This is a genomic window from Pseudomonas sp. GM48, assembly GCF_000282335.1.
In the GTDB taxonomy this organism is placed as follows: Bacteria; Pseudomonadota; Gammaproteobacteria; order Pseudomonadales; family Pseudomonadaceae; genus Aquipseudomonas.
This window is the reverse complement of the sequence record NZ_AKJM01000040.1, coordinates 43781-67206: the sequence shown is the minus strand read 5'-3', so window position 1 is coordinate 67206 and position 23426 is coordinate 43781. Positions and strand designations below refer to the sequence as shown.

At 59.6% G+C, this 23426-nt stretch carries 26 protein-coding genes; 18 read left to right on the top strand and 8 right to left on the bottom strand.

Translation table 11 applies throughout. The features are described 5' to 3' along the window. Positions 1–2 precede the first annotated feature (2 nt). The 7 genes from PMI28_RS22500 to PMI28_RS22530 all read left to right on the top strand — a co-directional run bounded on the left by PMI28_RS22500 (position 3) and on the right by PMI28_RS22530 (position 7204). Positions 3–833: a carbohydrate ABC transporter permease gene (locus PMI28_RS22500; RefSeq protein ID WP_007983702.1), complete on the top strand. Its 831-nt coding sequence runs from the start codon at positions 3–5 to the stop codon at positions 831–833. A 171-nt stretch (positions 834–1004) separates the two neighbouring features. After that, on the top strand, positions 1005–2108 hold the full coding sequence (locus PMI28_RS22505; protein ID WP_007983698.1) for an ABC transporter ATP-binding protein: 1104 nt from the start codon (positions 1005–1007) through the stop codon (positions 2106–2108). 16 nt (positions 2109–2124) lie between these two features. Further along, a complete protein-coding gene (locus tag PMI28_RS22510) occupies positions 2125–3597 on the top strand; it encodes a mannitol dehydrogenase family protein (RefSeq protein ID WP_007983695.1) in 1473 nt (490 codons plus the stop codon). A gap of 145 nt (positions 3598–3742) precedes the next feature. Then, positions 3743–5248 (top strand): xylulokinase, encoded by a 1506-nt coding sequence (gene xylB / locus PMI28_RS22515; protein ID WP_007983693.1) that lies wholly within the window; start codon positions 3743–3745, stop codon positions 5246–5248. Positions 5249–5254: 6 nt separating this feature from the next. After that, positions 5255–6199 carry a carbohydrate kinase family protein gene (locus PMI28_RS22520; protein WP_007983690.1) on the top strand — a complete coding sequence of 315 codons (945 nt, stop codon included), beginning with the start codon at positions 5255–5257 and terminating at the stop codon, positions 6197–6199. Between the two features lie 249 nt (positions 6200–6448). Beyond that, positions 6449–6718: a DUF2790 domain-containing protein gene (locus PMI28_RS22525; protein WP_007983688.1), complete on the top strand. Its 270-nt coding sequence runs from the start codon at positions 6449–6451 to the stop codon at positions 6716–6718. Positions 6719–6808: 90 nt separating this feature from the next. Next, positions 6809–7204: a hypothetical protein gene (locus PMI28_RS22530; protein WP_007983685.1), complete on the top strand. Its 396-nt coding sequence runs from the start codon at positions 6809–6811 to the stop codon at positions 7202–7204. Here the strand turns inward: PMI28_RS22530 and PMI28_RS22535 are convergent. After that, complete coding sequence (locus PMI28_RS22535) at positions 7201–7467, bottom strand: DUF1652 domain-containing protein (RefSeq protein WP_007983683.1); 267 nt, start codon at positions 7465–7467, stop codon at positions 7201–7203. The genes PMI28_RS22530 and PMI28_RS22535 overlap by 4 nt on opposite strands. A 284-nt stretch (positions 7468–7751) precedes the next feature. On the opposite strand from PMI28_RS22535, the gene eco reads away from it, so the two are divergent. Further along, positions 7752–8234: a serine protease inhibitor ecotin gene (eco, locus tag PMI28_RS22540; RefSeq protein ID WP_007983681.1), complete on the top strand. Its 483-nt coding sequence runs from the start codon at positions 7752–7754 to the stop codon at positions 8232–8234. A gap of 54 nt (positions 8235–8288) precedes the next feature. Here the strand turns inward: eco and PMI28_RS22545 are convergent, their stop codons facing one another. From PMI28_RS22545 to lpxO, 3 genes are all read right to left on the bottom strand, one after another. Next, complete coding sequence (locus tag PMI28_RS22545) at positions 8289–9440, bottom strand: PQQ-dependent sugar dehydrogenase (RefSeq protein WP_007983680.1); 1152 nt, start codon at positions 9438–9440, stop codon at positions 8289–8291. Positions 9441–9524: 84 nt separating this feature from the next. After that, positions 9525–9872 (bottom strand): hypothetical protein, encoded by a 348-nt coding sequence (locus PMI28_RS22550; protein ID WP_007983678.1) that lies wholly within the window; start codon positions 9870–9872, stop codon positions 9525–9527. A gap of 148 nt (positions 9873–10020) precedes the next feature. Next, positions 10021–10920 (bottom strand): lipid A hydroxylase LpxO, encoded by a 900-nt coding sequence (gene lpxO / locus PMI28_RS22555; protein ID WP_007983676.1) that lies wholly within the window; start codon positions 10918–10920, stop codon positions 10021–10023. A 489-nt stretch (positions 10921–11409) separates the two neighbouring features. Between lpxO and PMI28_RS22560 the strand changes: the two genes are divergently transcribed. Then, on the top strand, positions 11410–12996 hold the full coding sequence (locus PMI28_RS22560; RefSeq protein ID WP_007983674.1) for an ABC-F family ATPase: 1587 nt from the start codon (positions 11410–11412) through the stop codon (positions 12994–12996). A gap of 262 nt (positions 12997–13258) precedes the next feature. Beyond that, positions 13259–14446: an MFS transporter gene (locus tag PMI28_RS22565; RefSeq protein ID WP_007983672.1), complete on the top strand. Its 1188-nt coding sequence runs from the start codon at positions 13259–13261 to the stop codon at positions 14444–14446. A 105-nt stretch (positions 14447–14551) separates the two neighbouring features. Here PMI28_RS22565 and PMI28_RS22570 read toward each other — a convergent pair whose 3' ends face one another. Beyond that, positions 14552–15589 carry an alpha/beta hydrolase family protein gene (locus tag PMI28_RS22570; protein WP_007983670.1) on the bottom strand — a complete coding sequence of 346 codons (1038 nt, stop codon included), beginning with the start codon at positions 15587–15589 and terminating at the stop codon, positions 14552–14554. A gap of 168 nt (positions 15590–15757) precedes the next feature. Continuing rightward, positions 15758–16369, bottom strand: a complete 612-nt coding sequence (locus PMI28_RS22575) for an FMN-dependent NADH-azoreductase (RefSeq protein ID WP_007983668.1) — start codon at positions 16367–16369, stop codon at positions 15758–15760. A 131-nt stretch (positions 16370–16500) separates the two neighbouring features. Between PMI28_RS22575 and PMI28_RS22580 the strand changes: the two genes are divergently transcribed. After that, positions 16501–17409: a LysR substrate-binding domain-containing protein gene (locus PMI28_RS22580; protein WP_007983666.1), complete on the top strand. Its 909-nt coding sequence runs from the start codon at positions 16501–16503 to the stop codon at positions 17407–17409. After that, entirely contained in the window at positions 17406–17765 is a 360-nt protein-coding gene (locus PMI28_RS22585) for an MmcQ/YjbR family DNA-binding protein (protein WP_007983665.1), read from the top strand. Before PMI28_RS22580 ends, PMI28_RS22585 begins: the two co-directional genes overlap by 4 nt. 11 nt (positions 17766–17776) lie before the next feature. Here PMI28_RS22585 and PMI28_RS22590 read toward each other — a convergent pair whose 3' ends face one another. Next, positions 17777–18205: a DUF1294 domain-containing protein gene (locus PMI28_RS22590; protein ID WP_007983663.1), complete on the bottom strand. Its 429-nt coding sequence runs from the start codon at positions 18203–18205 to the stop codon at positions 17777–17779. Beyond that, positions 18202–19032 (bottom strand): undecaprenyl-diphosphate phosphatase, encoded by an 831-nt coding sequence (locus PMI28_RS22595; protein ID WP_007983662.1) that lies wholly within the window; start codon positions 19030–19032, stop codon positions 18202–18204. The genes PMI28_RS22590 and PMI28_RS22595 overlap by 4 nt, the downstream gene beginning before the upstream one ends. Before the next feature lie 286 nt (positions 19033–19318). Between PMI28_RS22595 and pnuC the strand changes: the two genes are divergently transcribed. The 6 genes from pnuC to PMI28_RS22625 all read left to right on the top strand — a co-directional run bounded on the left by pnuC (position 19319) and on the right by PMI28_RS22625 (position 23422). Then, positions 19319–19882: a nicotinamide riboside transporter PnuC gene (gene pnuC / locus PMI28_RS22600; protein ID WP_007983660.1), complete on the top strand. Its 564-nt coding sequence runs from the start codon at positions 19319–19321 to the stop codon at positions 19880–19882. Next, positions 19879–20403 (top strand): AAA family ATPase, encoded by a 525-nt coding sequence (locus PMI28_RS22605; RefSeq protein WP_007983658.1) that lies wholly within the window; start codon positions 19879–19881, stop codon positions 20401–20403. The genes pnuC and PMI28_RS22605 overlap by 4 nt, the downstream gene beginning before the upstream one ends. A 346-nt stretch (positions 20404–20749) precedes the next feature. Next, the gene (locus PMI28_RS22610) at positions 20750–21196 is read left to right on the top strand and encodes a hypothetical protein (protein ID WP_033063134.1); all 447 of its coding nucleotides are present in this window, start codon (positions 20750–20752) and stop codon (positions 21194–21196) included. Position 21197: 1 nt separating this feature from the next. Further along, positions 21198–21788 carry a hypothetical protein gene (locus tag PMI28_RS22615; RefSeq protein WP_007983655.1) on the top strand — a complete coding sequence of 197 codons (591 nt, stop codon included), beginning with the start codon at positions 21198–21200 and terminating at the stop codon, positions 21786–21788. A 64-nt stretch (positions 21789–21852) separates the two neighbouring features. Beyond that, positions 21853–22680: a hypothetical protein gene (locus PMI28_RS22620; RefSeq protein ID WP_007983653.1), complete on the top strand. Its 828-nt coding sequence runs from the start codon at positions 21853–21855 to the stop codon at positions 22678–22680. Positions 22681–22741: 61 nt separating this feature from the next. Next, positions 22742–23422 (top strand): C39 family peptidase, encoded by a 681-nt coding sequence (locus PMI28_RS22625; protein ID WP_007983651.1) that lies wholly within the window; start codon positions 22742–22744, stop codon positions 23420–23422. The last annotated feature ends 4 nt before the right edge of the window (positions 23423–23426 follow it).

The following is a 23426-nucleotide window of genomic DNA, read 5'->3' as shown; positions in this document are numbered from 1 at the left end:
CCATGACTCTTCAACAATCCCGTCGCCTGCAAAGCCTGCTGCTCGGTACGTTGGCCTGGGCCATTGCGATCCTGATTTTCTTCCCGATCTTCTGGATGGTCATGACCAGTTTCAAGACCGAAATCGATGCCTTCGCCACGCCGCCGCAATTCATTTTCATGCCAACGCTGGAGAACTACCTGCACATCAACGAGCGCAGTGATTACTTCAGTTTTGCCTGGAACTCGGTGGTGATTTCCTTCAGCGCCACGGCCCTGTGCCTGCTGATCGCGGTGCCGGCGGCCTACTCCATGGCGTTCTACGAAACCCAGCGCACCAGAGGCACGCTGCTGTGGATGCTCTCGACCAAGATGCTACCGCCGGTGGGCGTGCTGATGCCGATCTACCTGCTGGCCAAGAGTTTCGGCCTGCTCGACACGCGGATCGCGCTGATCGTGATCTACACGCTGATCAACCTGCCGATCGTGGTCTGGATGATTTACACCTACTTCAAGGACATCCCCAGGGACATCCTCGAAGCCGCACGCCTGGACGGCGCAACGCTGACGCAGGAAATGCTCCGGGTATTGCTGCCCATCGCCAAGGGCGGCCTGGCGTCCACGGTGCTGCTGTCGCTGATCCTGTGCTGGAACGAGGCGTTCTGGTCGCTGAACCTGACCTCGTCGAAAGCCGCGCCACTGACCGCGTTGATCGCCTCGTATTCGAGCCCCGAAGGGCTGTTCTGGGCCAAGTTGTCAGCGGTCTCGACCCTGGCCTGCGCACCGATCCTGATCTTCGGCTGGATCAGCCAGAAACAACTGGTGCGCGGCCTGTCGTTCGGCGCCGTGAAATGAAGATCGCCCGCCAAACGCGTTCCCCTGTAGGAGCGAGCTTGCTCGCGATGGACGTGAACGATAACGCACGCTGCCTGAAAGAACTCATTGTCCGGACGTTTTTCGCGAGCAAGCTCGCTCCTACAGAAAACAGTCCGGTTTAACGAATAAAACAAGCGGAGGCCCATCACCATGGCCAATCTGAAAATCAAGAATCTGCACAAAGGCTTCGAAGGCTTTTCCATCATCAAGGGCATTGACCTTGAAGTGAACGACAAGGAATTCGTGGTCTTCGTCGGCCCGTCGGGCTGCGGTAAATCCACGCTGTTGCGGCTGATCGCGGGGCTCGAAGAAGTCAGCGGCGGCACCATCGAGCTCGACGGCCGCGACATCACCGAAGTGAGCCCGGCCAAGCGCGACCTGGCGATGGTATTCCAGACCTACGCCCTGTACCCGCACATGAGCGTGCGCAAGAACATGTCGTTCGCCCTCGACCTGGCTGGCGTAGCGAAAGCCGAAGTGGAGAAAAAGGTCAGCGAAGCGGCGCGCATCCTCGAGCTGGGGCCGATGCTGGAGCGCAAGCCCAAGCAACTGTCCGGCGGCCAGCGCCAGCGCGTGGCGATTGGCCGGGCCATCGTGCGCAACCCGAAAATCTTCCTGTTCGACGAACCGTTGTCCAACCTCGATGCAGCCCTGCGGGTGCAGATGCGTCTGGAACTGTTGCGCCTGCACAAAGAACTGCAAGCCACGATGATCTACGTGACTCACGATCAGGTCGAAGCCATGACCATGGCCGACAAAGTCGTCGTACTCAATGGCGGCAAGATCGAGCAAGTCGGCTCGCCGCTGGATCTTTATCACCAGCCTGCGAACCTGTTCGTCGCCGGTTTCCTGGGCACGCCGAAAATGGGCTTCCTCAAGGGCAAGGTCAGCCGCGTCGACAGCCGCGGCTGCGAAGTGCAACTGGACGCCGGAACACGCATCAACCTGCCCTTGAGCGGATCCCATCTGAGCGTCGGGGGTGCGGTGACGCTGGGCATTCGCCCGGAGCATCTGGAACTGGCCAAACCGGGTGACTGCACCCTGCAGGTCACCGCCGATGTCAGCGAACGCCTGGGCAGCGACACGTTCTGTCACGTCCTGACGTCGTCCGGCGAAGCCCTGACTATGCGTGTTCGCGGCGATCTGGCCAGCCGCTACGGCGAGCCCCTGAGCCTGCACCTGGATGCGCAACACTGCCATTTGTTCGATGCCAGCGGCGTGGCGTTGACCCGCCCGTTGCGCGTTGCTGCCTGACTTCAGAGTGCCTGCGATGAAACTGAACAAACAGAACCTCAACCGCCTCGCTCCCGAAGTGGTCCTGCCTGCTTACGCGCTGGGCGATACCCGCCAAGGCATCGCGCACATTGGCGTCGGCGGTTTCCATCGCGCCCATCAGGCGTTTTACACCGATGCACTGATGAACACCGGAGAAGGCCTGGACTGGGCAATCTGTGGTGTTGGCCTGCGCGCCGAGGACCGCCGCGCCCGTGACGACCTCAAGGATCAGGACTACCTGTTCACCCTGTTCGAACTCGGCGATGGCGACGACACCGAGGTGCGGGTGATCGGCGCCCTTCGCGACATGCTGCTGGCCGAGGACGATGCCCAGGCATTGATCGACAAGCTGGCCAGCCCCGAGATCCGCATCGTCTCGCTGACCATCACCGAAGGCGGTTACTGCATCGACGATAGCAACGGCGAGTTCATGGCGCACTTGCCGCAGATCCAGCATGACCTGGCGCACCCCGACACCCCGAAAACCGTGTTCGGCTTCCTCTGTGCCGCATTGGCCAGGCGCCGCGCTGCCGGCAGCGCGGCCTTCACCCTGATGTCCTGCGATAACCTGCCGCACAACGGCGCCGTCACCCGCAAGGCCCTGCTGGCCTTCGCAGCCTTGCACGACAGCGAACTGCGCGACTGGATCGACGCCAACGTCAGCTTCCCCAACGCCATGGTCGACCGCATCACGCCGATGACCAGCAACCGGCACCGTCTGCAACTGGCGGACCAGCATGGGCTGGACGATGCCTGGCCGGTGGTCTGCGAGCCTTTTGTGCAATGGGTGCTGGAAGACAAGTTCGTCAACGGGCGCCCGGCCTGGGAAAAGGTCGGCGTGCAGTTCACCGACGACGTCACACCCTACGAAGAAATGAAGATCAAGCTGCTCAACGGCAGTCATCTGGCGCTGACGTACCTGGGATTCCTCAAGGGTTACCGCTTCGTCCACGAGACCATGAACGATCCGTTGTTCGTACGCTACATGCACGCCTACATGGACCTGGACGTGACGCCGCAACTGGCCCCAGTGCCGGGAATCGATCTGAGCGAGTACAAGAACACCCTGGTGGCGCGTTTCTCCAACCAGGCGATTGCCGATCAGCTTGAACGGGTGTGTTCGGATGGCTCGTCAAAGTTTCCGAAATTCACCGTACCGACCATCAACCGCCTGATCGCCGATGGCCGCGAGACCAAGCGTGCAGCACTGGTGGTGGCGGCCTGGGCGTTGTACCTCAAAGGCGTGGATGAGCATGGCGAGACCTACGCGATTGCAGACCCGCGTGCAGCATTCTGCCAGGCGTTGGTGGCCGATGATGTGCTGATTACCCAGCGGTTGCTGGCGGTCGAGGAGATTTTTGGTACGGCGATTGCGCGCTCGCCGGAGTTTGTCGCGGCGTTCGAGTGGTGCTGCAACAGTTTGCGCGAGGTTGGGGTGTCGCGGACGCTGGAACGAGTGTTGGCGTAAGTCCTGCGGTGGAGCTGCTGCCGTCTTCGCGAGCAAGCCCGCTCCCACACTGAAGTGCTGGCGAACACAATTACTGTGGGAGCGGGCTTGCTCGCGAAGGCGGCCTGACAGGCGACATTTATGTTGAATGATCCAAGGATCCACTATGCCAAACCAACAACTCTTCCTCGGCATCGACTGCGGCACCCAAGGCACCAAAGCCATCATCCTCGACACGGTCAGTGGTGAAGTGCTTGGCCAGGGAGCCGCCAGCCACAGCCTGATCAGCGGCCCCAATGGCCGCCGCGAACAGGACACCCAGCAGTGGCTGGAAGCCTTCGCCACCGCCACCCGCCGCGCATTGCTCGCGGCCAAAGTCGATGGCCAGTCGATCCTCGGCATTGGCGTGTCCGGCCAACAACATGGCCTGGTGCTGCTCGACGATCAGGGCCAGGTGCTGCGTCCGGCCAAGCTCTGGTGCGACACCGAAACCACGCCGGAGAATTACCGACTGCTGGCCGATCTGGGTGGCGAAAAGGCGTCGCTGGAACGCCTCGGTGTGGTCATCGCGCCGGGCTATACCTTATCCAAACTGCTCTGGACCAAAGAGCAGCACCCCGAGGTGTTTTCCCGGATCGCCCACATTTTGCTGCCCCACGACTACCTCAACCATTGGCTCACTGGCCGCAGTTGCAGCGAATACGGTGATGCTTCGGGTACCGGGTATTTCAACGTGCGTACTCGCCAGTGGGATCTGCAACTGCTGCGCGACATCGACCCGAGCGGACGCCTGCAGGCCGCGCTACCGGAGCTGATCGATGCCCACCAGGCGGTCGGCACGATTCTGCCGGGCATTGCCGAACACCTGGGCATCAATCCCCGGGCGCTGGTGTCCAGTGGCGGCGGCGACAACATGATGGGAGCCATCGGCACCGGCAACATCCAGCCCGGCGCAATCACCATGAGCCTCGGCTCCTCGGGCACGGTGTACGCCTATTCAGACAGGCCGAACGTCGCCCCGGATGCTGCGGTCGCCACCTTCTGTTCTTCCAGTGGCGGCTGGCTGCCATTGATCTGCACCATGAACCTGACCAATGCCACTGGCCTGATCCGCGACCTGCTGGACCTCGATATCGATCAGTTCAACGAACTGGTTGCCCAGGCGCCGATCGGTGCCGAAGGTGTGAGCATGCTGCCGTTCTTCAACGGCGAGCGGGTACCCGCCCTGCCCCATGCCAGCGCCAGTCTGTCGGGCCTGACCATGACCAACCTGACCCGGGCCAACCTGTGCCGCGCAGTGGTCGAAGGCACGACGTTCGGCTTGCGTTACGGACTGGACCTGATACGCCGCAATGGCTTACAAAGCCGCAACATTTGCCTGATCGGCGGCGGATCGAAAAGCCCGGTCTGGCGGCAGATTGTCGCCGACACCATGAACACGCCCGTGATCTGCACCGAACAAAGTGAGGCTGCGGCCCTGGGTGCAGCGATTCAGGCAGCCTGGTGCGTATCCAGGGAAAACGGGCACGAACACAGTCTGGCGGACTTGTGCGAGCGCTGCGTGAAACTCGACCCGGCCAGTGCAACCCTGCCGGTGGCCGACAATGTGCAAGCCTGTCAGCAGGCTTATGAACGCTATCAACAGCATGTCGCAACCCTATTTAAAGAGTGAACAACTATGTACCTGGTGTGTGGCGAAGCGCTGTTCGATTTTTTCAGTGAAAACGACGCCAGCGGTCTGGCGTCCAAAGTGAATTTCAAAGCCATCGCCGGTGGCTCGCCGTTCAACGTGGCGGTGGGATTACGCCGGTTGGGCGTGGACGCGGCGCTGTTGGCCGGGTTGTCCACCGACTACCTGGGCCGGCGCCTGTTGCAGGTGCTGCAGGATGAAGGTGTGTGCCAGGATTACCTACTGGATTTTGCGGCGCCGACCACCCTGGCGATGGTCGCCGTGGGGGCCAATGGCTCGCCGCAGTACAGCTTCCGTGGCGAAGGCTGCGCGGATCGCCAATTGCAACCGGAGCACCTGCCGGCACTCGGGCCTGAGGTACGCGGCCTGCATATCGGCTCGTTTTCCCTGGTGGTACAGCCGATTGCTGACACCCTATTGGCATTGGTGCGCCGGGAAAGTGGAAGGCGCCTGATCAGCCTCGACCCGAACGTGCGCCTGAACCCGCAGCCGGACATTGAGCTGTGGCGTAAACGGATCGCGACGCTGGTTGAGCTGGCCGATCTGATCAAGGTCAGCGACGAGGATTTGCATCTGTTGTATCCCGGCCAGGACCCGGTGCGGGTGATCGAAGGCTGGTTGCAGCACCGCTGTCAGCTGGTGTTCCTGACCCGGGGTGGCGAAGGCGCGAGTGTATTCAGCCGGGTTCACGGCTCGTGGTCGGCTCCCGCCCGTCCGGTGAAAATCGCCGACACCGTGGGCGCGGGCGATACCTTTCAGGCGGCGCTGATTGCCTGGCTGACCGAGCAGCATCTGGATTCGGTCGAAGGCGTGAAGCAACTTGGCCGCGAACAGATCGACAGCATGCTGAAGTTCGCGGTTCAGGCGGCGGCGCTGACGTGCAGCAAGACCGGGCCGGAATTGCCTTATCGCCAGCAGTTGGATCTGCGCTGAATCCGAGGGTTTCTTCGCGAGCAAGCTCGCTCCTACAGGGATGACTTTCTATCAGGCGCCCGATGGTCTTAACTTATAACCAAGACCACGCAGTCGCGACAGACGGCGTTCAGCCGGGTTAACCCTCGCTTAACTGTGCGGTCCAACACTTCACTGGACCGCACGCCCTCAGACAGTTCTGACGCCCAGTGCGGCAAGTTCGACAGGCAACACATCGAACTGACTTTCCGTCCGCACCGGAGATCGCTAATGAACACTCGCACCCTGCTGGTTACCGCCGCCCTCGCCTGCACCGCGTTTGCCGGTCTGGCTCAAGCCAGTGACAACACCACAACCTCTGAAGCCGTGCCCTATCACTACGGCATGCCGTTACATATCAGCAAAGTGATTTCACTCACCGAGCCGAGCACCCTGGAGTGCAAAGTGGTGAGCGCCGACATGAAGTACATCGATGACACGGGAAAACCCGCAGAAATCACCTACCGTAAACTTTCCGACGCCTGCGAGAACCAAAGCTGACTGAAACGTCTGATTTGACACTTGGCGGTATTCCTTTGAGGGCTGCGGCGCTATGCTCTAGCGCCCCCTCACTGCCCGCAAGGATAGGCCATGCAGTTTTCGTTTCGCACGTTGTCGATGTTTACCGCCGTCTTGTGTCTTTTACTGAGCCTGCTCTGGGGCTTGACGCCTCAATGGCTACTGGCGTTCTGGGGTATTGAATTTTCATTCGCGGCGGGATTGGTCGCACGCCGCACCGCCGTGCTGTTTGCGGCGTTTAGCGTGATCTCTTGTCTGGTTCGCAACGCCCCCCCTTGTGCAACCCGCAATGCGCTGAGCCTCGGCTTCGTCGTCGGCTGTTGGGGATTGGCCGTGCTGGGTTTTACCGAATGGCTCGCCGGCCATGTCGGGCCTGGCATGTTGCTGGCGGTCGGGGTTGAACTGGCGCTGGGCCTGGCGTTCTTCCAGACCCGGCGCGTGTCGGTGGAGCTCGAAACCGCAGGCTAAAGCGCTTTGCCCAGCATCGAGTGGGGCTCGACTTCTACGTGATGCTGTCTGGAGCGCAGTTGGCCAATCAAATCGTTTATTTCCCGACAACCATTGAGCCCGGAGGCATCGATGCCGGTGACCAATAGATCGAGGTGATCGGTTTGCCCGTCGGCATAGACCTTGACGGTCATCATCAGATCCGGTGACAACGTGCACTCGCAACGTTCGGGTAAAAAGCTGCTTTCGATGATTTTGCGAAGTTCCAAGGCAGAAAGAAACATGACGACCTTCTCCTTTGTGAGACTGCCAATCAACTATCAACGCTCACTCATATGAAATCCCGGCAAGCTTCTAGGGCACCTACAGCATAAAGCATGTCCCGGATTTCGCTGTGCAGCTCATCGGCAATTTAAGGGTTTCGGCAAGTCACCGGTAAAACCTGCCATGCGGTTTGCAATGAACGCCCCTGGGGCGACCCTGCCATTTGCATATTGGGCGTTGCAGGTTTGCATTCACTGCACACGACAGTGAAAATGCCGCCCTTCACTTCAAGCAAGGAGGCATCATGAGTTCTTTGACCGTTAACGCGAGCGCAGTGCTGTTCGCACTGGGGCTTGCTGGCGTGGCGCACGCCGCCAAACTCGAAGAAACCGCGCCCTATCCGAAGGCCGAAAGCGGGTTTACCCGCCAGGTGATTCACCTCGCGCCACAGTCCCGGGAAAACGACTTCCAGGTTGAAATCCTGGCCGGCAAGACGATGACTGTAGACTGCAATCACCCTCGTCTGGGCGGCATTCTCGAGGAGAAAAACCTCGAGGGTTGGGGCTACCCGTTCTATCGTCTGGAAAAAGTCATTGGCCCGATGAGCACGCTGATGGCCTGCCCCGACGGCACAAGCAAACAGGATTTCGTACCGGTGGTCGGCGATGGCTTCCTGCTGCGTTACAACAGCAAGCTGCCGCTCGTGCTGTACGTGCCCAAGGACATCGAAGTGCGCTACCGGATCTGGTCGGCGTCGAACAAGGTCGAGAAAGCCATTCAGGAATAACCCGGCCATCCAGCGCGGCGCGCTCGGCCACATGCCCCAGGCTCTTGATTACTGTTATTTCAAGCCGACTTTATACAACCCGCCGTCTTCCTCATCGGTCAATACATACAAGTAACCATCCGGCCCCTGCCGCACATCGCGAATGCGCTTGCTCAGCTCCCCGAGCAAGCGCTCCTCGTGCACCACCTTGTCACCGTCGAACTCCAGGCGGATCAGCTCCTGGCTGACCAACGCGCCGATAAACACGCTGTGCTGCCAGGCCTTGAAACGGTCGGCATCGTAGAACGCCATGCCGCTCAGGCCCGGGGATTTTTCCCAGACATGGTTCGGGGCAACGGTGCCTTCAACGGTATCGCCCCTGGCTTCGGGAATCGGTAGACCGGAGTAGTTGATGCCATGGGTCGCCAGCGGCCAGCCGTAATTCTTGCCACGCTCGATGATGTTGATTTCATCGCCGCCCCGAGGGCCGTGCTCGTTTTCCCACAGCGTGCCGTTCCACGGGTTGAGCGCCGCGCCTTGCGGGTTACGCTGCCCGTAGGACCAGATTTCCGGGCGCACGTTGGCCTGGCCGACAAAGGGGTTGTCCTTGGGCACCGTGCCGTCCGGGTAGATTCGCACCACTTTGCCTTGCAGCTTGTCGAGGTCCTGGGCGGTCGGACGGTCGTTGTTTTCCCCCAGGGTCACGAACAGATAGCCGTCGCGGTCGAACACCAGTCGCGAACCAAAATGGTTGCCGACCGAGAGCTTTGGCTCCTGGCGCAGGATCACCTGGAAATTCTTGATCGCCGTCAGATCGTCGGAGAGCCGGCCGCGCCCCACCGCAGTACCGGCCTTGTTACCCTCACCACCACCCTCGGCATAGGACAGATAGACCATCCGGTCCTGCTTGAAGTCTGGTGACAACGCCACGTCCAGCAAGCCGCCCTGCCCTTTGGCCCAGACCGTTGGCACGCCATTGAGCGGTGCCGACAGCTTGCCGTCGGCGGTGACCAACCGCAGGTTGCCGGCTCGTTCGGTCACCAGCATGTCTTTACTATCCGGCAAGAATGCCAGTGCCCAGGGGTGCTCCAGCCCCGTCACGATAGGGGTGACCTCCAGGGTGCCTTCTTCGCTTTTCATCATCTGGCCGGGTGCGGCAAGCGCGGGGACAGTGGCGGTGATCAATACGCTGGCACAGAGGGTTGCCAACAAGTCTTTGCGCAACATGCGGGATTCCTTTTCTGTGGAACATGGGGGTCTGTGGAACATGGGGGTCTGAGGAACATGGCTGGCAGATGTCATGCCTGCAGCTCAACGGTTGCCGGTGCCGGCGTCTCGTGGGGGAGGATTGGGAACGAATTTCGGTGGGCTGGCGGGAGCAGTCCGGTCGGGATAGCGATTACCGATGCCACCGTTGTCCAGCGTTGGCGAGCGCGTCACCGGCACGGTATTCGGCCCGCGTATTACCGGGGCACTGGGTTGAGTGCCTTGCATGCTGTTGGGATTGGCCCGGCGAATCGGACTGTTGTATGGGTTGTTGTTGGTGCTGCCCGGCAGGTTCTGGGCCAATTGCAACGAAGCAGACGCATCGGCCTGGGCCAGTGGGCCCAGTACGCCACTCAAGGCCAGCGCAATGGCGCCAATCACGTATCGGTTCATGGGGTGCCTCTCAACGTCGCGTGGATAAGGACTTCGATACCACGCTACGCCCGGGGTTCGGATTTGTTAACCAAAACCTCCCCGGCAAGATGTAACACGACGTTGATCCAGCCTGCTCGCGAAGGCCTGGCACGCTACACCAAAAAAATCAGAGCAGAATGAAGACCACCAGCAACCCGGCAAAGATCGACCACTTTTCGAGGTAGTAAAGCTTGCGGTTGCGTTTTTTCAGTTCCTTGCCGCGCAAGCGAATCCTGTAGATCTTGCTGAACAGTCGGTTGAGCCCGCCCGTCCTGTCTCCAACCTCGTTCGGCGCGCCTGCCGCCGACATGATATTGCGGCTGAACCAGCGGTTGAATGCCGCCGCCCAGCGATACCTCATCGGCCGCTCGACGTCGCAAAACAGGATGATGCGATTCTGCTGCGTGGTGTTTTCTGCGTAATGAATGTAGGTCTCATCGAACATCACCGCTTCGCCATCGCGCCAATGGTAGTTCTGGCCATCGACATTGATGTAGCAACCGGCAGCGTTGGGAGTTTCCAGCCCGAGGTGATAACGGTACGAACCGGCGTACGGGTCGCGATGGCGCACCAGTCTGGAGCCCGGTGGCAACTCGGCGAACATCGCCGCCTTGATCGAGCCAATGCCTTGCACCAGTTCGGTGGTCCGTGGGCAAAGCTTCATGGCCGACGGATGGCTATCGCCGTACCACTTGAGGTAGAAGCGCTTCCAGCCGCTCTTGAAAAACGAGTTGAAACCCAGGTCATCGTATTGGTTCGAACGCTTGATCGCCCCGGAGTGAAGCAGGCTCTGGCCTTCAGCGCGGATTTCCTCCCAATGCGCCTGCAACGGACTCAGGTCGGGGAAGTCGGCCGGGTCGAGAAACGGCTTGTTCGGGATTTTCGAAAACAGATAAAGAAAACAATTGATTGGCGCCAGAAACGTCGAGTGATCACTCAACTGGCGACCCAGCTTATGGCGCACTTGACCACGCAGATGGACATACGCAATAGAGACAACGTAGACAACGGCAATGATGAGTTTCACGGAAATCGTCACAGATCGGAAGTAAACAAACTGCGCCCTTTACCGGCATACCGGTCCCTGGGTCTAGTGCAGCGACTGAATACGAAACGGCGGCCCCGTAGTGCCTACAAGCCATGCCGATGGTCGGCAGACAACTGATGGATGGCATTTTAGCCACAGTTTGTAACCAATAGTTAACCTGCAACGGTGAAAATGTGTTCGCAAAAACTGCCAAAGCGTTGCAGAGGCCTCAACGCCCTATCGTTTAAAGAGCCAGACCAGTACAATCGCCGCCAAACTTTACGCGCCCCCCAGGTTGAGAGCGGGAAACATCCCCTTTCAGCGCACGTTGACTCGGGCCAAGCGCTCCACATGCTGCTGTCCACTTAATGCCAGATGGATCTTCCACTGCTGATCGGGATGAATGTCCCGGGGTCCGAACAGTGGAACGGGTACTGAACCGGTACTGCCGCAACCCTAGCTACTCTGAATGCTTCGCAGGAAAAACCTTTGATTTCTACAGCTAACATCACGATGCAGTTCGGCGCCAAGCCGCTCTTCGAAAACGTTTCGGTCAAGTTCAACGGTGGCAACCGTTACGGTCTGATCGGCGCCAACGGTTGCGGCAAGTCGACCTTCATGAAGATCCTCGGCGGCGACCTCGAGCCTTCCGGCGGCCAGGTCATGCTGGAGCCGAACGTGCGTCTGGGTAAATTGCGCCAGGACCAGTTCGCCTACGAAGAATTCACCGTGATCGACACCGTGATCATGGGTCACGAAGAGCTGTGGAAGGTCAAGGCCGAGCGCGACCGCATCTATTCGCTGCCGGAAATGAGCGAAGCAGACGGCATGGCCGTGGCCGAGCTGGAAACCGAATTCGCCGAAATGGACGGCTACACCGCCGAATCCCGCGCCGGTGAGCTGCTGCTGGGCCTGGGTATTCCACTGGAACAGCATTTCGGCCCGATGTCCGAAGTCGCTCCGGGCTGGAAACTGCGCGTATTGCTGGCTCAGGCGCTGTTTTCCGATCCGGAAGTGCTGTTGCTCGACGAACCGACCAACCACCTGGACATCAACACCATTCGCTGGCTGGAATCCATTCTCACAGTGCGCAACAGCACCATGATTATCATTTCCCACGACCGTCACTTCCTCAACAGCGTCTGCACCCACATGGCCGACCTGGACTACGGTGAGCTGCGCCTGTTCCCGGGCAACTACGACGAGTACATGACCGCGGCGACCCAGTCCCGCGAGCAACTGCTGTCGGACAACGCCAAGAAGAAAGCCCAGATTGCCGAACTGCAAACGTTCGTCAGCCGCTTCTCGGCCAACGCCTCGAAAGCCAAGCAAGCCACTTCCCGCGCCAAGCAGATCGACAAGATCCAGCTGGCCGAAGTCAAGCCATCGAGCCGCGTGAGCCCGTTCATCCGCTTCGAACAGACCAAGAAGCTGCACCGCCAGGCCGTGACCATCGAACAGATGTCCAAGGGCTTCGACGGCAAGACCCTGTTCAAAAACTTCAGCTTCACCGTCGAAGCCGGCGAGCGCGTGGCGATCATCGGCCCGAACGGTATCGGCAAGACCACCCTGCTGCGCACCTTGATGGGTGAGCTGACCCCGGACGCCGGTTCCGTGAAATGGACCGAAAGCGCGGAGCTGGGCTACTACGCTCAGGACCACGCCCATGACTTCGAAGAAGACGTCAGCCTGTTCGACTGGATGGGCCAGTGGACTCAGGGCGAGCAGATCATTCGCGGCACGCTGGGTCGCATGCTGTTCTCCAACGACGAGATCCTCAAATCGGTCAAGGTCATCTCCGGTGGTGAGCAAGGCCGCATGCTGTTCGGCAAGCTGATCCTGCAAAAGCCGAACGTACTGGTGATGGACGAACCGACCAACCACCTGGACATGGAATCCATCGAGGCGCTGAACCTGGCGCTGGAAAACTACCCGGGCACGCTGATCTTCGTCAGCCACGACCGTGAGTTCGTATCGTCCCTGGCCACCCGCATCATCGAGTTGAGCCCTAACGGCGTGACCGACTTCAGCGGTACCTACGACGATTACCTGCGTAGCCAGGGTGTGGTGTTCTAAGGGCAGCTATTGGTTTCAAGCTGCAAGTTAAAAGCCCTGTCCATGTGACGGGGCTTTTTGCATTTCATGGTCAGGATTTTGTTGGGTACCGAATCCTTCGCGAGCAAGCCCGCTCCCACATTTGGAATGCATTCCCCTTGTGGGAGCGGGCTTGCTCGCGAAGAGGCCTTCAAGAACAGCGATAATTAGTTAGCCTGCTTCCTTTTATCACTGTCCCGCGCCATGATGCAGTTCTCCCACCGCCGCCCGCGAACGAGCCCTCATGTCTGTGCAGCAAGTCGCTCCGCAAAGCTCCATGGCGATCACCCTGCAGATCGTCTCCATCGTTTTCTATACCTTCATTGCCTTCCTCTGCATTGGTTTGCCGATTGCGGTATTGCCGGGTTATGTCCACGAGCAACTGGGGTTCAGCGCCATCGTGGCTGGGCTGACCATCGGCTCGCAATACCTCGCCACCCTGCTCAGCCGGCCCATGGCCGGGCGAATGTCGGACAGCGTTGGCACCAAACGCGCAATCATTTATGGCTTGTCCGGGATTGTGCTCAGTGGCCTGCTGACCTTGCTGTCGACCCTGTTGCAAGGCTTTCCCTTGCTCAGCCTGTTGATTTTGATCGCCGGCCGCCTGTTGCTGGGTATCGCCCAAGGGTTGATCGGCGTCGGCACTATCAGTTGGTGCATGGGCCAGGTCGGCGCCGAACACACTGCGCGGTCGATCTCCTGGAACGGCATTGCGTCCTATGGTGCGATTGCCATTGGTGCACCGCTGGGCGTGGTGATGGTCCAACAACTCGGTTTCACCAGTCTGGGCATCGCCCTGTCGCTGCTGGCCCTGGCCGCACTGTTGCTGATTCGCAACAAGCCCTCGGTACCCGTGGTGCGCGGTGAGCGCCTGCCGTTTTGGGCAGTGTTCGGACGCATAGCGCCGTTTGGCGCGAGCCTGAGCCTGGCTTCCATTGGCTACGGCACCCTGACCACCTTTATTACCTTGTATTACGTCAATCGCGGCTGGACCGGCGCGGCCTACTGCCTGACCGCATTTGGCGTGTGTTTCATCCTGTCGCGACTGCTGTTCATTTCCGCCATCAGTCGTTTCGGCGGGTTCACGTCGGCCATTGCCTGCATGTGCATCGAGACGGTTGGCCTGGTGCTGCTGTGGCTGGCACCGTCGACCGGGTACGCGCTGATTGGCGCCGGGCTGACCGGATTCGGCCTGTCCCTGGTGTACCCGGCACTGGGTGTCGAGGCCATCAAACAGGTGCCTGACTCCAGCCGGGGGGCGGGCTTGAGTGCTTATGCGGTGTTTTTCGACCTGGCGCTGGCAATCGCCGGCCCGTTGATGGGCGCCGTGGCGTTGAACCTGGGTTATGCGTGGATTTTCTTCAGTGCGGCGTTGTTGTCGGTGACGGGCCTGGGGCTGACCCTGCTGCTCAAGCGCCGGGCGATGGTTTAATGTGGGAGCGGGCTTGCTCGCGAAGGCGGTGTGACAGTAGGCATATGTATTGCCTGACACACCGCCTTCGCGAGCAAGCCCGCTCCCACAGAGGGTCGAGGAAACTTACTGATCAGCCGTCTGCATCCCCGCCCGGGTCGCTCTGCCCAGGGTGCGCGAGAAGAAACTTCCAGCCTCGGAAATCAGGTTGCGGTGAATATCTTGCCGGTCGACGCCATCGGCATCGGTGCACAGCGCGGGCATGATCACGATCTGTTCGTCATTGCACGGCGCCATGAACACGAAGTGCCCTGCCCCGGCCAGTAACTTGAAGTCAGGTGCCGTCGGCAGTTTGCGTGCCAGGGCTGCGGCGTTTTTGTCGAAAGCAACCAGTTTGTCGCCATCACCGCTGTACAGCAGCACCGGCACATGCACATCGGCCAGGGTGTGGCGGCCGAACTTCAGGCTCAACGGCGCCATCAGCATCAAGGCATGGACGCGAGGATCAGCGACCGGTTGCAGGTCATCGCGGTCAACAATCAATTCACCCCGGGTGTTGCAGGCATCGCGGTCATCCGGACGCTCCTGGCAGTAACGACGCAGGCGATCCAGGTCCGGGGTCGCGCCGGACAAAATCAATGCGGTCTCGCCACCGGCCGAATAGCCGATGACCCCCACCTGCTCGGCATTGACGAACGGCGACAGCATACGGTCGCCCAAGGTGGCGGTGATGGCTTCGGAAATCTGGATCGGCCGGCCGTACAGGTTACTCAAAGTACCGAGACGGCTGTGGTCTTTGGAGTTGTCACCGGGGTGAATCACCGCCACCACGACAAAGCCTTTACGCGCCAGCGACGTGGCAAGGTCGTGCAGGGCCAGCGGGGTGCCGGTGTTACCGTGGGATAGCATCAGCATCGGGAACCGGCCAATGGCGACTTTGGTATCTTCCCCGGCTTCGACGGTGTAACCCTCGAGTTTGCTGGTGTGCTCCCAGTCACTGGAAGGATAGAAGGCGATGGCGCGCATCGGCTGCAGGTCCAGTGGATCGAGAAAAGTCATCTCATGGAAGCCGACGCTCCAGTGAGGATGCGGTGCAGGCGCGGCGTGCACTGTATTCAGGCTGCTAAGCAGACAAATCAGTAAAGTTGCACAAAGACGCATCATGGGATGCCCCACCTTGTTACCGGACTTGAGATGTGAACCCTTGACTGCATAAGTCAGGCCACAAACTGCAATAACCAGAAACAAAAAACTCCGTATCTGGTACTTGCGTAACCAGAATACAGAGTTTTTTTTGCTTTACCCGAACGCTTGCCTACTTTTACGCAAGCCTTACGCGGCGGCGAACAACTGCTCGCTGATTTGCGTGTGAGCATCGCTCATGGCTTTGTTGCGAACATCGTCACCGTAGGCCAGGCCTTCGGCGCGGACGATTTCGATGTCGGTGATGCCGATGAAACCGAACAGCAGCTTCAAATATTCTTCGTGGGCAACACCGGTGGCCTGACCTGCGTGCATGCCGCCGGAAGTCGAGACGATCACGACTTTCTTGCCACCGCACAGGCCTTCAGGGCCGGCTTCGGTGTAACGGAAGGTCTGACCGGCAACGGCGATGCGGTCAATCCACGCCTTCAGTTGAGTCGGGATGGTGAAGTTGTACATCGGTGCGGCAATCACCACGGCATCGGCGGCAAGGAATTCGGCCAGGGTCGAGGCGCTCAGTTCGGCTTCGTGCTGTTGTGCGGCGTTGCGCAGTTCAGCGGTGGTGCCGGCGGCAACCAGGGTGGTGGCAGAGAAGTGGCTGATCGCGTCGGCGGCCAGGTCGCGGTAGGTCACCACGGCGGTTGGCTCGGCGGCTTGCCAGGCTTTGACGACTTCGCCGCTCAGCTGACGGGAGGCCGAGTTGTCGCCCAGAATGCTCGAATCGATATGCAGCAGTTTCATGTGGGATCTCCAAGTGAGGATCGCCCACAAGGGCGATCTGATGGGACTAATCCTACAGACGAAACCAATAGCTGATTAGTCGGCAACAATGCGATAGTTCGTCTCACAGATAGAACAATCAGGCTCACATCATGCAAGACCTCAACGACCTGTATTACTTCGCCAAAGTCGTGGAAGCCGGTGGTTTCGCGGCGGCCGGGCGTTTGCTGGGCATCCCCAAGTCACGACTGTCGCGCCGTATCGCCGAACTGGAAGAACGCCTTGGCGCACGATTGCTGCAACGCACGACCCGACAGCTGAAGTTGACCGCCGTGGGTGAGCGTTACCTCAGGCACTGCCAGGCGATGCTGTTGGAGGCGGAAATGGCCGATGAGGCCGTGGCCAGCATGTCCAGCGAACCCCGTGGGCGATTACGGGTGTCCTGCCCGGTTGGGCTGGCCCACGAAATATTGCCGGGAGTAATCAGCGACTTTCTCGAACGGTTTCCGCAAGTCCAGTTGGAGGTCATGTTGCTCAACCGGCGGGTCGACCTGGTAAACGAAGGCATTGATGTGGCCCTGCGTGTGCGGGAACTGGGCGACGAAGACCCGCTGTTGGTCACTCGCCGCCTGCGTCAGGCGCAGATGCTGATGGTCGCCAGCCCCGGTTTCCTCGTTGGCCGTGAGATCAACCATCCCGAGGATCTGAAAAGCCTGCCGGTACTCGGCGCCCTGGAAGCCGACCGCATGGTGCACATCCGCATGCTGGATCAAAAAGGCAAAAGTTGTGAACTCGCGCTTGAGGCCCGGCTGGGCATCGATGACTTTATCGTGCGCAAGGCCAGTACCCTCTCCGGCCTGGGCTTCACGATGTTGCCCATGATGTATTGCGAGCAGGAACTGGAAAACGGCTCACTGGTGCAGTTGTTGCCCGAGTGGTCGCTGCCCGGTGGCTGGTTGCAAGCGGTCTATCCTCATCGGCGCGGGGTGATGCCGGCGGTGCGCGCCTGGATTGACCATTTGGTCGAATCATTCAATGCCTGTGGGGAACGATTGTTATGAAAGCTGGACGGATGAGCGAAGAGGATGTCGCGAAATTTTGCCTCGCCCTGCCCGGAGCGCGGGAAGACTATAAATGGGGAGGCGTACGGGTGTTTTCGATTGCCGGGAACAAGATGTTCGCCTTACAGGGCCTGCGGGGTGACTCCCTGGCCTTCAAGGTCGACAAGGATTTGTTTCTCGGTCACTGCGACCGCCCGGGGATTCATCCGGCGCCTTATCTGGCGCGCGCCCAGTGGATCATCATGGAAACGCCCTACCCGCTCGGAGGCGAAGAACTACAGGGATTACTGCAGCGCTCCCACCAATTGGTGGTGAGCAAACTGCCCAAGCGCACGCAAGTCGGCCTGTTGCTTTAGGGCGTTCTTTATTAGAACAAGGCGAACAGGTGTGCACCGAGGAACAGGTGATCGATCCAGAACACCTGGTGCAACAGCACGATGATCCAGAACACCAACTGGAACGAGACTTTGCGGGTTTTGTGCCGAAACGCTTGCTGGGCCAACAAGGCGCCGGGCCAGCCTCCGGCGAACTCCAGCGCATGCAAGACGTTTTCCGGCGTCCGCCATTGATCGGCGCGCGCCTTGCGCTTGTCGCTCCAGTACAGGAAAAACGTCACGACGCTGACGGTGCCATAGGCCGCGAGGGGAATCAGCGACTCCCCGTGCAGCCATGTCGACACCGACCCCGACAGCGGCAACGCGCACAGGATGGCAAACACCAGCCACTTCAGCCGCGAATGGCGGATCTGTCCCCCGGACTGGCGCCCGGGGTTGTTGCGCGAGCGCGAATCACTCACGGCTTGGCCGCGCTCCAGTCGACCCAGCCAAATTGCCAGGTCGCCAGGATGATCAGGCCGAACACAATGCGGTACCAGGCAAACGCCGCATAGCTGTGGTTGGCGATGAACTTGAGCAGCCCGCGGACCGCAATCATCGCGAAGACGAATGCCGTGACGAAGCCGATTGCGAACACCGGGAAATCCGCCGGGACAAACAGGTGACGGTATTTATAGCCCGAGTACACCGCCGCGCCGACCATGGTGGGCATTGCCAGGAAGAACGAAAATTCGGTAGCCGTCTTGCGCGACAGGCCGAACAGTAACCCGCCGATGATCGTCGAGCCCGAACGCGATGTGCCCGGAATCATGGCCAGGCATTGGGCGAAGCCGACTTTCAGGGCATCTTTCCAGGTGATGTCATCCACCGTTTCGGCGTGTACTTCATGCTGACGGCGCTCGGCCCACAACATGATGATCCCGCCCACGACCAGCGCCGTTGCCACGGTGATCGGATTGAACAGGTACTGGTGGATCAGGTCGGCGAAGATGACGCCCAACACCACGGCCGGCAAGAACGCGATCAACAGGTTTGCGGTAAACCGCCGAGCGCCCGGCTGGGTCGGCAGACCGATGACCACGTCGAAGATCTTGCGTCGAAACTCCCACACCACCGCCAGGATTGCCCCCAACTGAATAATGATGTTGAACGCCATCGCCCGCTCGCCCCCGAAGCCGAGCAAGTCGGCCACGATGATCTGGTGGCCGGTACTGGAAATGGGCAGGAACTCGGTCAGCCCTTCTACAACCCCAAGAATCAATGCCTGAAAGGCGGTCCAAAAATCCATTAATCCCCCAAAAGGCTATGCGCACCGGCATGCCCCGTTAGTATTTTTCAAAAGCTTTCATCGCGATCAGCGTAGCTGAAGCCCCGCGCATCAAGGATTACCACAGAACCGTAAAAATCCTGTGAAAAAACAACCCTGATTCGGGTTTATCCGTACGGGGCCGAAATCCTATCAGACAAGTCCGATTGGCGCTGCCGCGTTATCGGCGCACGGCCCTTCGCCACAGGATTCCTGACGCCAATCCGGGTACAATCCGCCCCCTCTTCGATTTCTCCAAGGAACCTCCATGTCCGGGCTTGAACTGTTTGCCGCCGCCCTCGGTGTCATTGCCGTCTGGTTGACGGTCAAACAGAATGCCTGGTGCTGGCCCATCGGCCTGGTCATGGTGCTGCTTTATAGCTGGATCTTTTTTGAGGTGAAGCTGTATTCGGACATGCTGCTGCAAGTCGTCTATGCCGCTTTGCAGCTTTACGGCTGGTGGCAGTGGACGCGGTTTGACGATACCACCCATGGCCGCGAAGTCAGTCGGCTCGATACCCGGTCTGTGGCGTTGAGCCTTACCGTTGGCGCACTCGGCAGTCTGTTGCTGGGGGCGGCCATGGCCCACTGGACTGACGCTGCGCAACCCTGGCTCGATGCGGCGCTGACCGGGTTCAGCCTGGTGGCGCAGGTCTGGATGGCGCAAAAACGTGTCCAGTGCTGGCCGTTGTGGATCACCCTGGATGTAATTTTCGTCGGGTTGTTCATCTACAAGGGCCTGTACCTGACCGCCACCCTGTACGGGTTGTTCACCGTTATCGCCGTGCAGGGCTGGCGCGAATGGCGCGCCGATCCGGCATTGCGCGCATGAAAGTTCTGGTACTCACCGGCCCCGAATCCAGCGGTAAAAGCTGGCTGGCGGCCGAGTTGCAACAGCGTTTCGGCGGGATTCTGGTCGACGAGTATGTGCGCCGGTTCATTGAGCAGAATCCTCGGGACACTACATTGGCCGACATTCCGGAGATTGCCCGCGGTCAATTGGCATGGGAAGACGAAGCGCGGACGCAACAACCGTCTTTGCTCATCCTCGACACGCACCTGTTGAGCAACATCCTCTGGAGCCAGACCCTGTTTGGCGATTGCCCCGCCTGGATTGAACAAGCGTTACTGGCCCGGCATTACGACTTGCACCTGCTGCTGTCGCCGGAACACGTCGACTGGACTGACGACGGCCAGCGTTGCCAGCCCCGATTGAGTGAGCGCCAGGCATTTTTCGATCAGACGCTCGACTGGCTTTTGCGCCACGCACAACCGGTTCAGGTACTGCACGGAGATTGGGCAGAACGCCGACTCCAGGCACTGAACGCCGTGACCCGATTGCTCGGCGCCTGACCGGCGTTTGGGGCAATTTCCCCATCATCCCCCTGCCTTGGGGGGGAAAGTGTCCGATCCTGAAACACCCTCCCTGCCTGAAACGGCCCATTTCAGCGCCCTTCATCGTTTGATCACAGGATGTGTTAGGGCATTGATACAACTACGCTAGAACCCTTGTTCCAGAGGGGGTCGTCCGCAATTACGGGCTGCCTGCGCAGGGTTTCGTCTCACCGTTGGTACATCCTCGGCAAAGGGTTCCCGAACAGAGTCTGTAAACCATTGAATCAACTCGATATTCAAAAACCGGCACGGCTTTCGCTCTATCCCTCTTACAGCTGACCGGGGCCAGCTTACAAATGAAGGAATGAATGTCGTGGAGATATTCAAAAAAAAAGGCTTGATGTGCCTCCTGCTGATCGCAAGCGCTGTCGGCACTGTACTCAGTTTCAACGTTCAAGCCGAAGGCAACGGTGTCATCGTGCTTGATCGTACCGTTCACCCCACTCTCATCGGTCGCAGCGGTGGCAGAGATCCGAACCCGGCCACCATCAATGCCAACCCTTCTGCCCGCGTCACCGGCGAACTCAGCGACGCCGATATCGCCGGGGTAACCACCGGAACGACCCCTCATAACAACTTCGGGCAAAACCCGGGCGGCATGCAAGGCATGAATGTCATCACCAACCCCAACGGTTTGCCCGGCATGTCCGTCGGCCACGGTGGTGGCAGTGGCGGTGCCATTTCCGGAACCATCAACCGCGCCATGAGCAGCGGCCTCGGCTCACTGGGCAGAATGGCGGGAGGCCAGTGAGATGGATCGTTTCTTCCTGTTACCTGCCCTGTTACTTGCCCTGCTCGACTGTACCAGCGTGATGGCCGATTCGGGCGTCAGTTCGGTGAACAACGCCACCCTCCTGGATTCCGGTACTCAATATCGAGGCAACTTCAGCGTCAACCAGGCGGCCGGTGATCAACAGCAGCAGGCCAACGTCCGCGCGATCGCCATTGGTACCGAAGCCGGTGCGACCACCAGCGTCAGACAGAGAATCACCTCACCCGCCAATCCGTCAATGGATGCGACGGCCAATATCGGCGGCACCTCCTTCAGTAATGGCAACGGCGTACTGGGTGTCAACCAGGGTGCCGGGGCGAACAACCAGATGGCCAACGCCATGCGCATCAGCATCAGCGCTGCTCCGCAAGCCGTTGACGACAGTGCCCTTTCTCAACAGAACGTGGCGTTGTTTCCGAACTCGGGAGCAACTGGCACCGCAATCGGCAGTCGCCAGGTCGTGACAAGCGACCAGGCCTTCACCGGCAGCCGGGGAGTGATCCAGGTAAACCAGAGTGCCGGGGTGGGGAACCGAATGGCTAACACCCTGAGCATCCGGGTCGCTGACTGACCCCTATGGAGTGCAATTAGGGAAGTACCAACACTTGACCAACTAATGAGCACGGAGAATCACCATGAACCCGACAACTGCTCTCAAACCACTGGCTTTCGCCCTGGCAGCAGTGATGGCATTCGCAGCCCAGGCTGATCCCGTGCAGGGCAATGGACAGGGCAGCAACCAACAGCCTAATGGCCCGTCGCTGGATCAAATTCTGCAGATTACCTCAGGCGCCGGGGCCGCCGTGCTGGACTCGCAGGAAAGCAGTGACAGCAGAGTAGTGAACCGGGGCACCCAAAACGACGCCAAAATCGATAACTCCCTGAACAACTCCAACGGCAACATGGGCGCCAACGTTGCAGCCGGTAACGGCAACCAGCAAGACAACGCCGCCGCCCTTGCCACGGCTGACGAAGCCTTCATCTTCGGCAGCGCGATCGCCGTCTCCAGCGCGACTCAAAAGAGCGCCGGCAACACCGCCAGGAACCACTCCAACACCAACAACACAACGCTCAATAACGCTGGCAACAGCGGTTCCGGCAACATCGGCATCAACGTGACCACCGGCGACTTCAACCAACAGAAAAACAACCTGGCGATTGCCGTTTCGGGTGGCCGTGTAGCAGTAGCCGCGGCGGCGGCCAACCAAAGCACGTCCGGGCTGAACGTCACCAACAACGCCAGGACTGATTTCGTACCCGTGGGTGTACTTGGTCTGTCCGGCATATCCACTCAACAAGTGATGACGCCAGAAGGCTGGAGACCTCCCGTAACCAACAATGCTTCGATCACGGGTTCGATGAACAACTTCTCCGGCAACGGCGGAGCCAACGTATCGTCCGGCGTCGGCAACCAGCAAAGCAACTCGCTGTCGATCGCCGCAGGCTGCAAATCATGCCCATAATCGCGAACGCAATGAAAGCCCCGGCGACGGGGCTTTTCCACGGTCCCAAGGCGTATCGATCATGCGTAAGACGGCCCTTTTCGCCCTGCTCTGCCTGTCTGGCCTGACCCAGGCTGCACAGATGCCGGTTGCCGCCCTGCCGGGTGGCGTGCTGGTGTACAAGCACGTACAGAGTTTGCGTGAGCGCAAGTTCAGCGACATCGTCGAACAGAAAACCGATTTCAGCTGCGGCGCCGCCGCGCTGGCAACGATACTGCGCCAGGCCTATTGGCTCGACGTCGATGAGGAGCACATCATCAAAGGCATGCTGGTCTACGCCGACCAGGACCTTGTGCGTACCCAGGGTTTTTCCATGCTGGACATGAAGCGCTACATAGAAAGCATCGGCATGCGCGCCCGGGGCTACAAGATCCCGCCTGAAAGACTCGATGCCGTAACGATTCCGGTGGTAGTACTGATGGAAATTCGCGGCTACAAGCACTTCGTGGTGTTGCAGCGGGCGGACAAGAACTGGGTCTACATCGGCGACCCGGTACTCGGTCACAAACGCTACTCCCATGATGACTTTGTCAAAGGCTGGAATGGCATTATCTTCGCTATCGTCGGTACGGGTTATGACAAAACCAATGCGTTACGCAGTCCACCTCAACCGCTGACAGCCAAGAACAAGCTGGATAATTTCAACCCGGTCAAAGATGCTGAATTGATGGATTTTGGTTTCATACAGAGCGACTTCTTTTAATCGC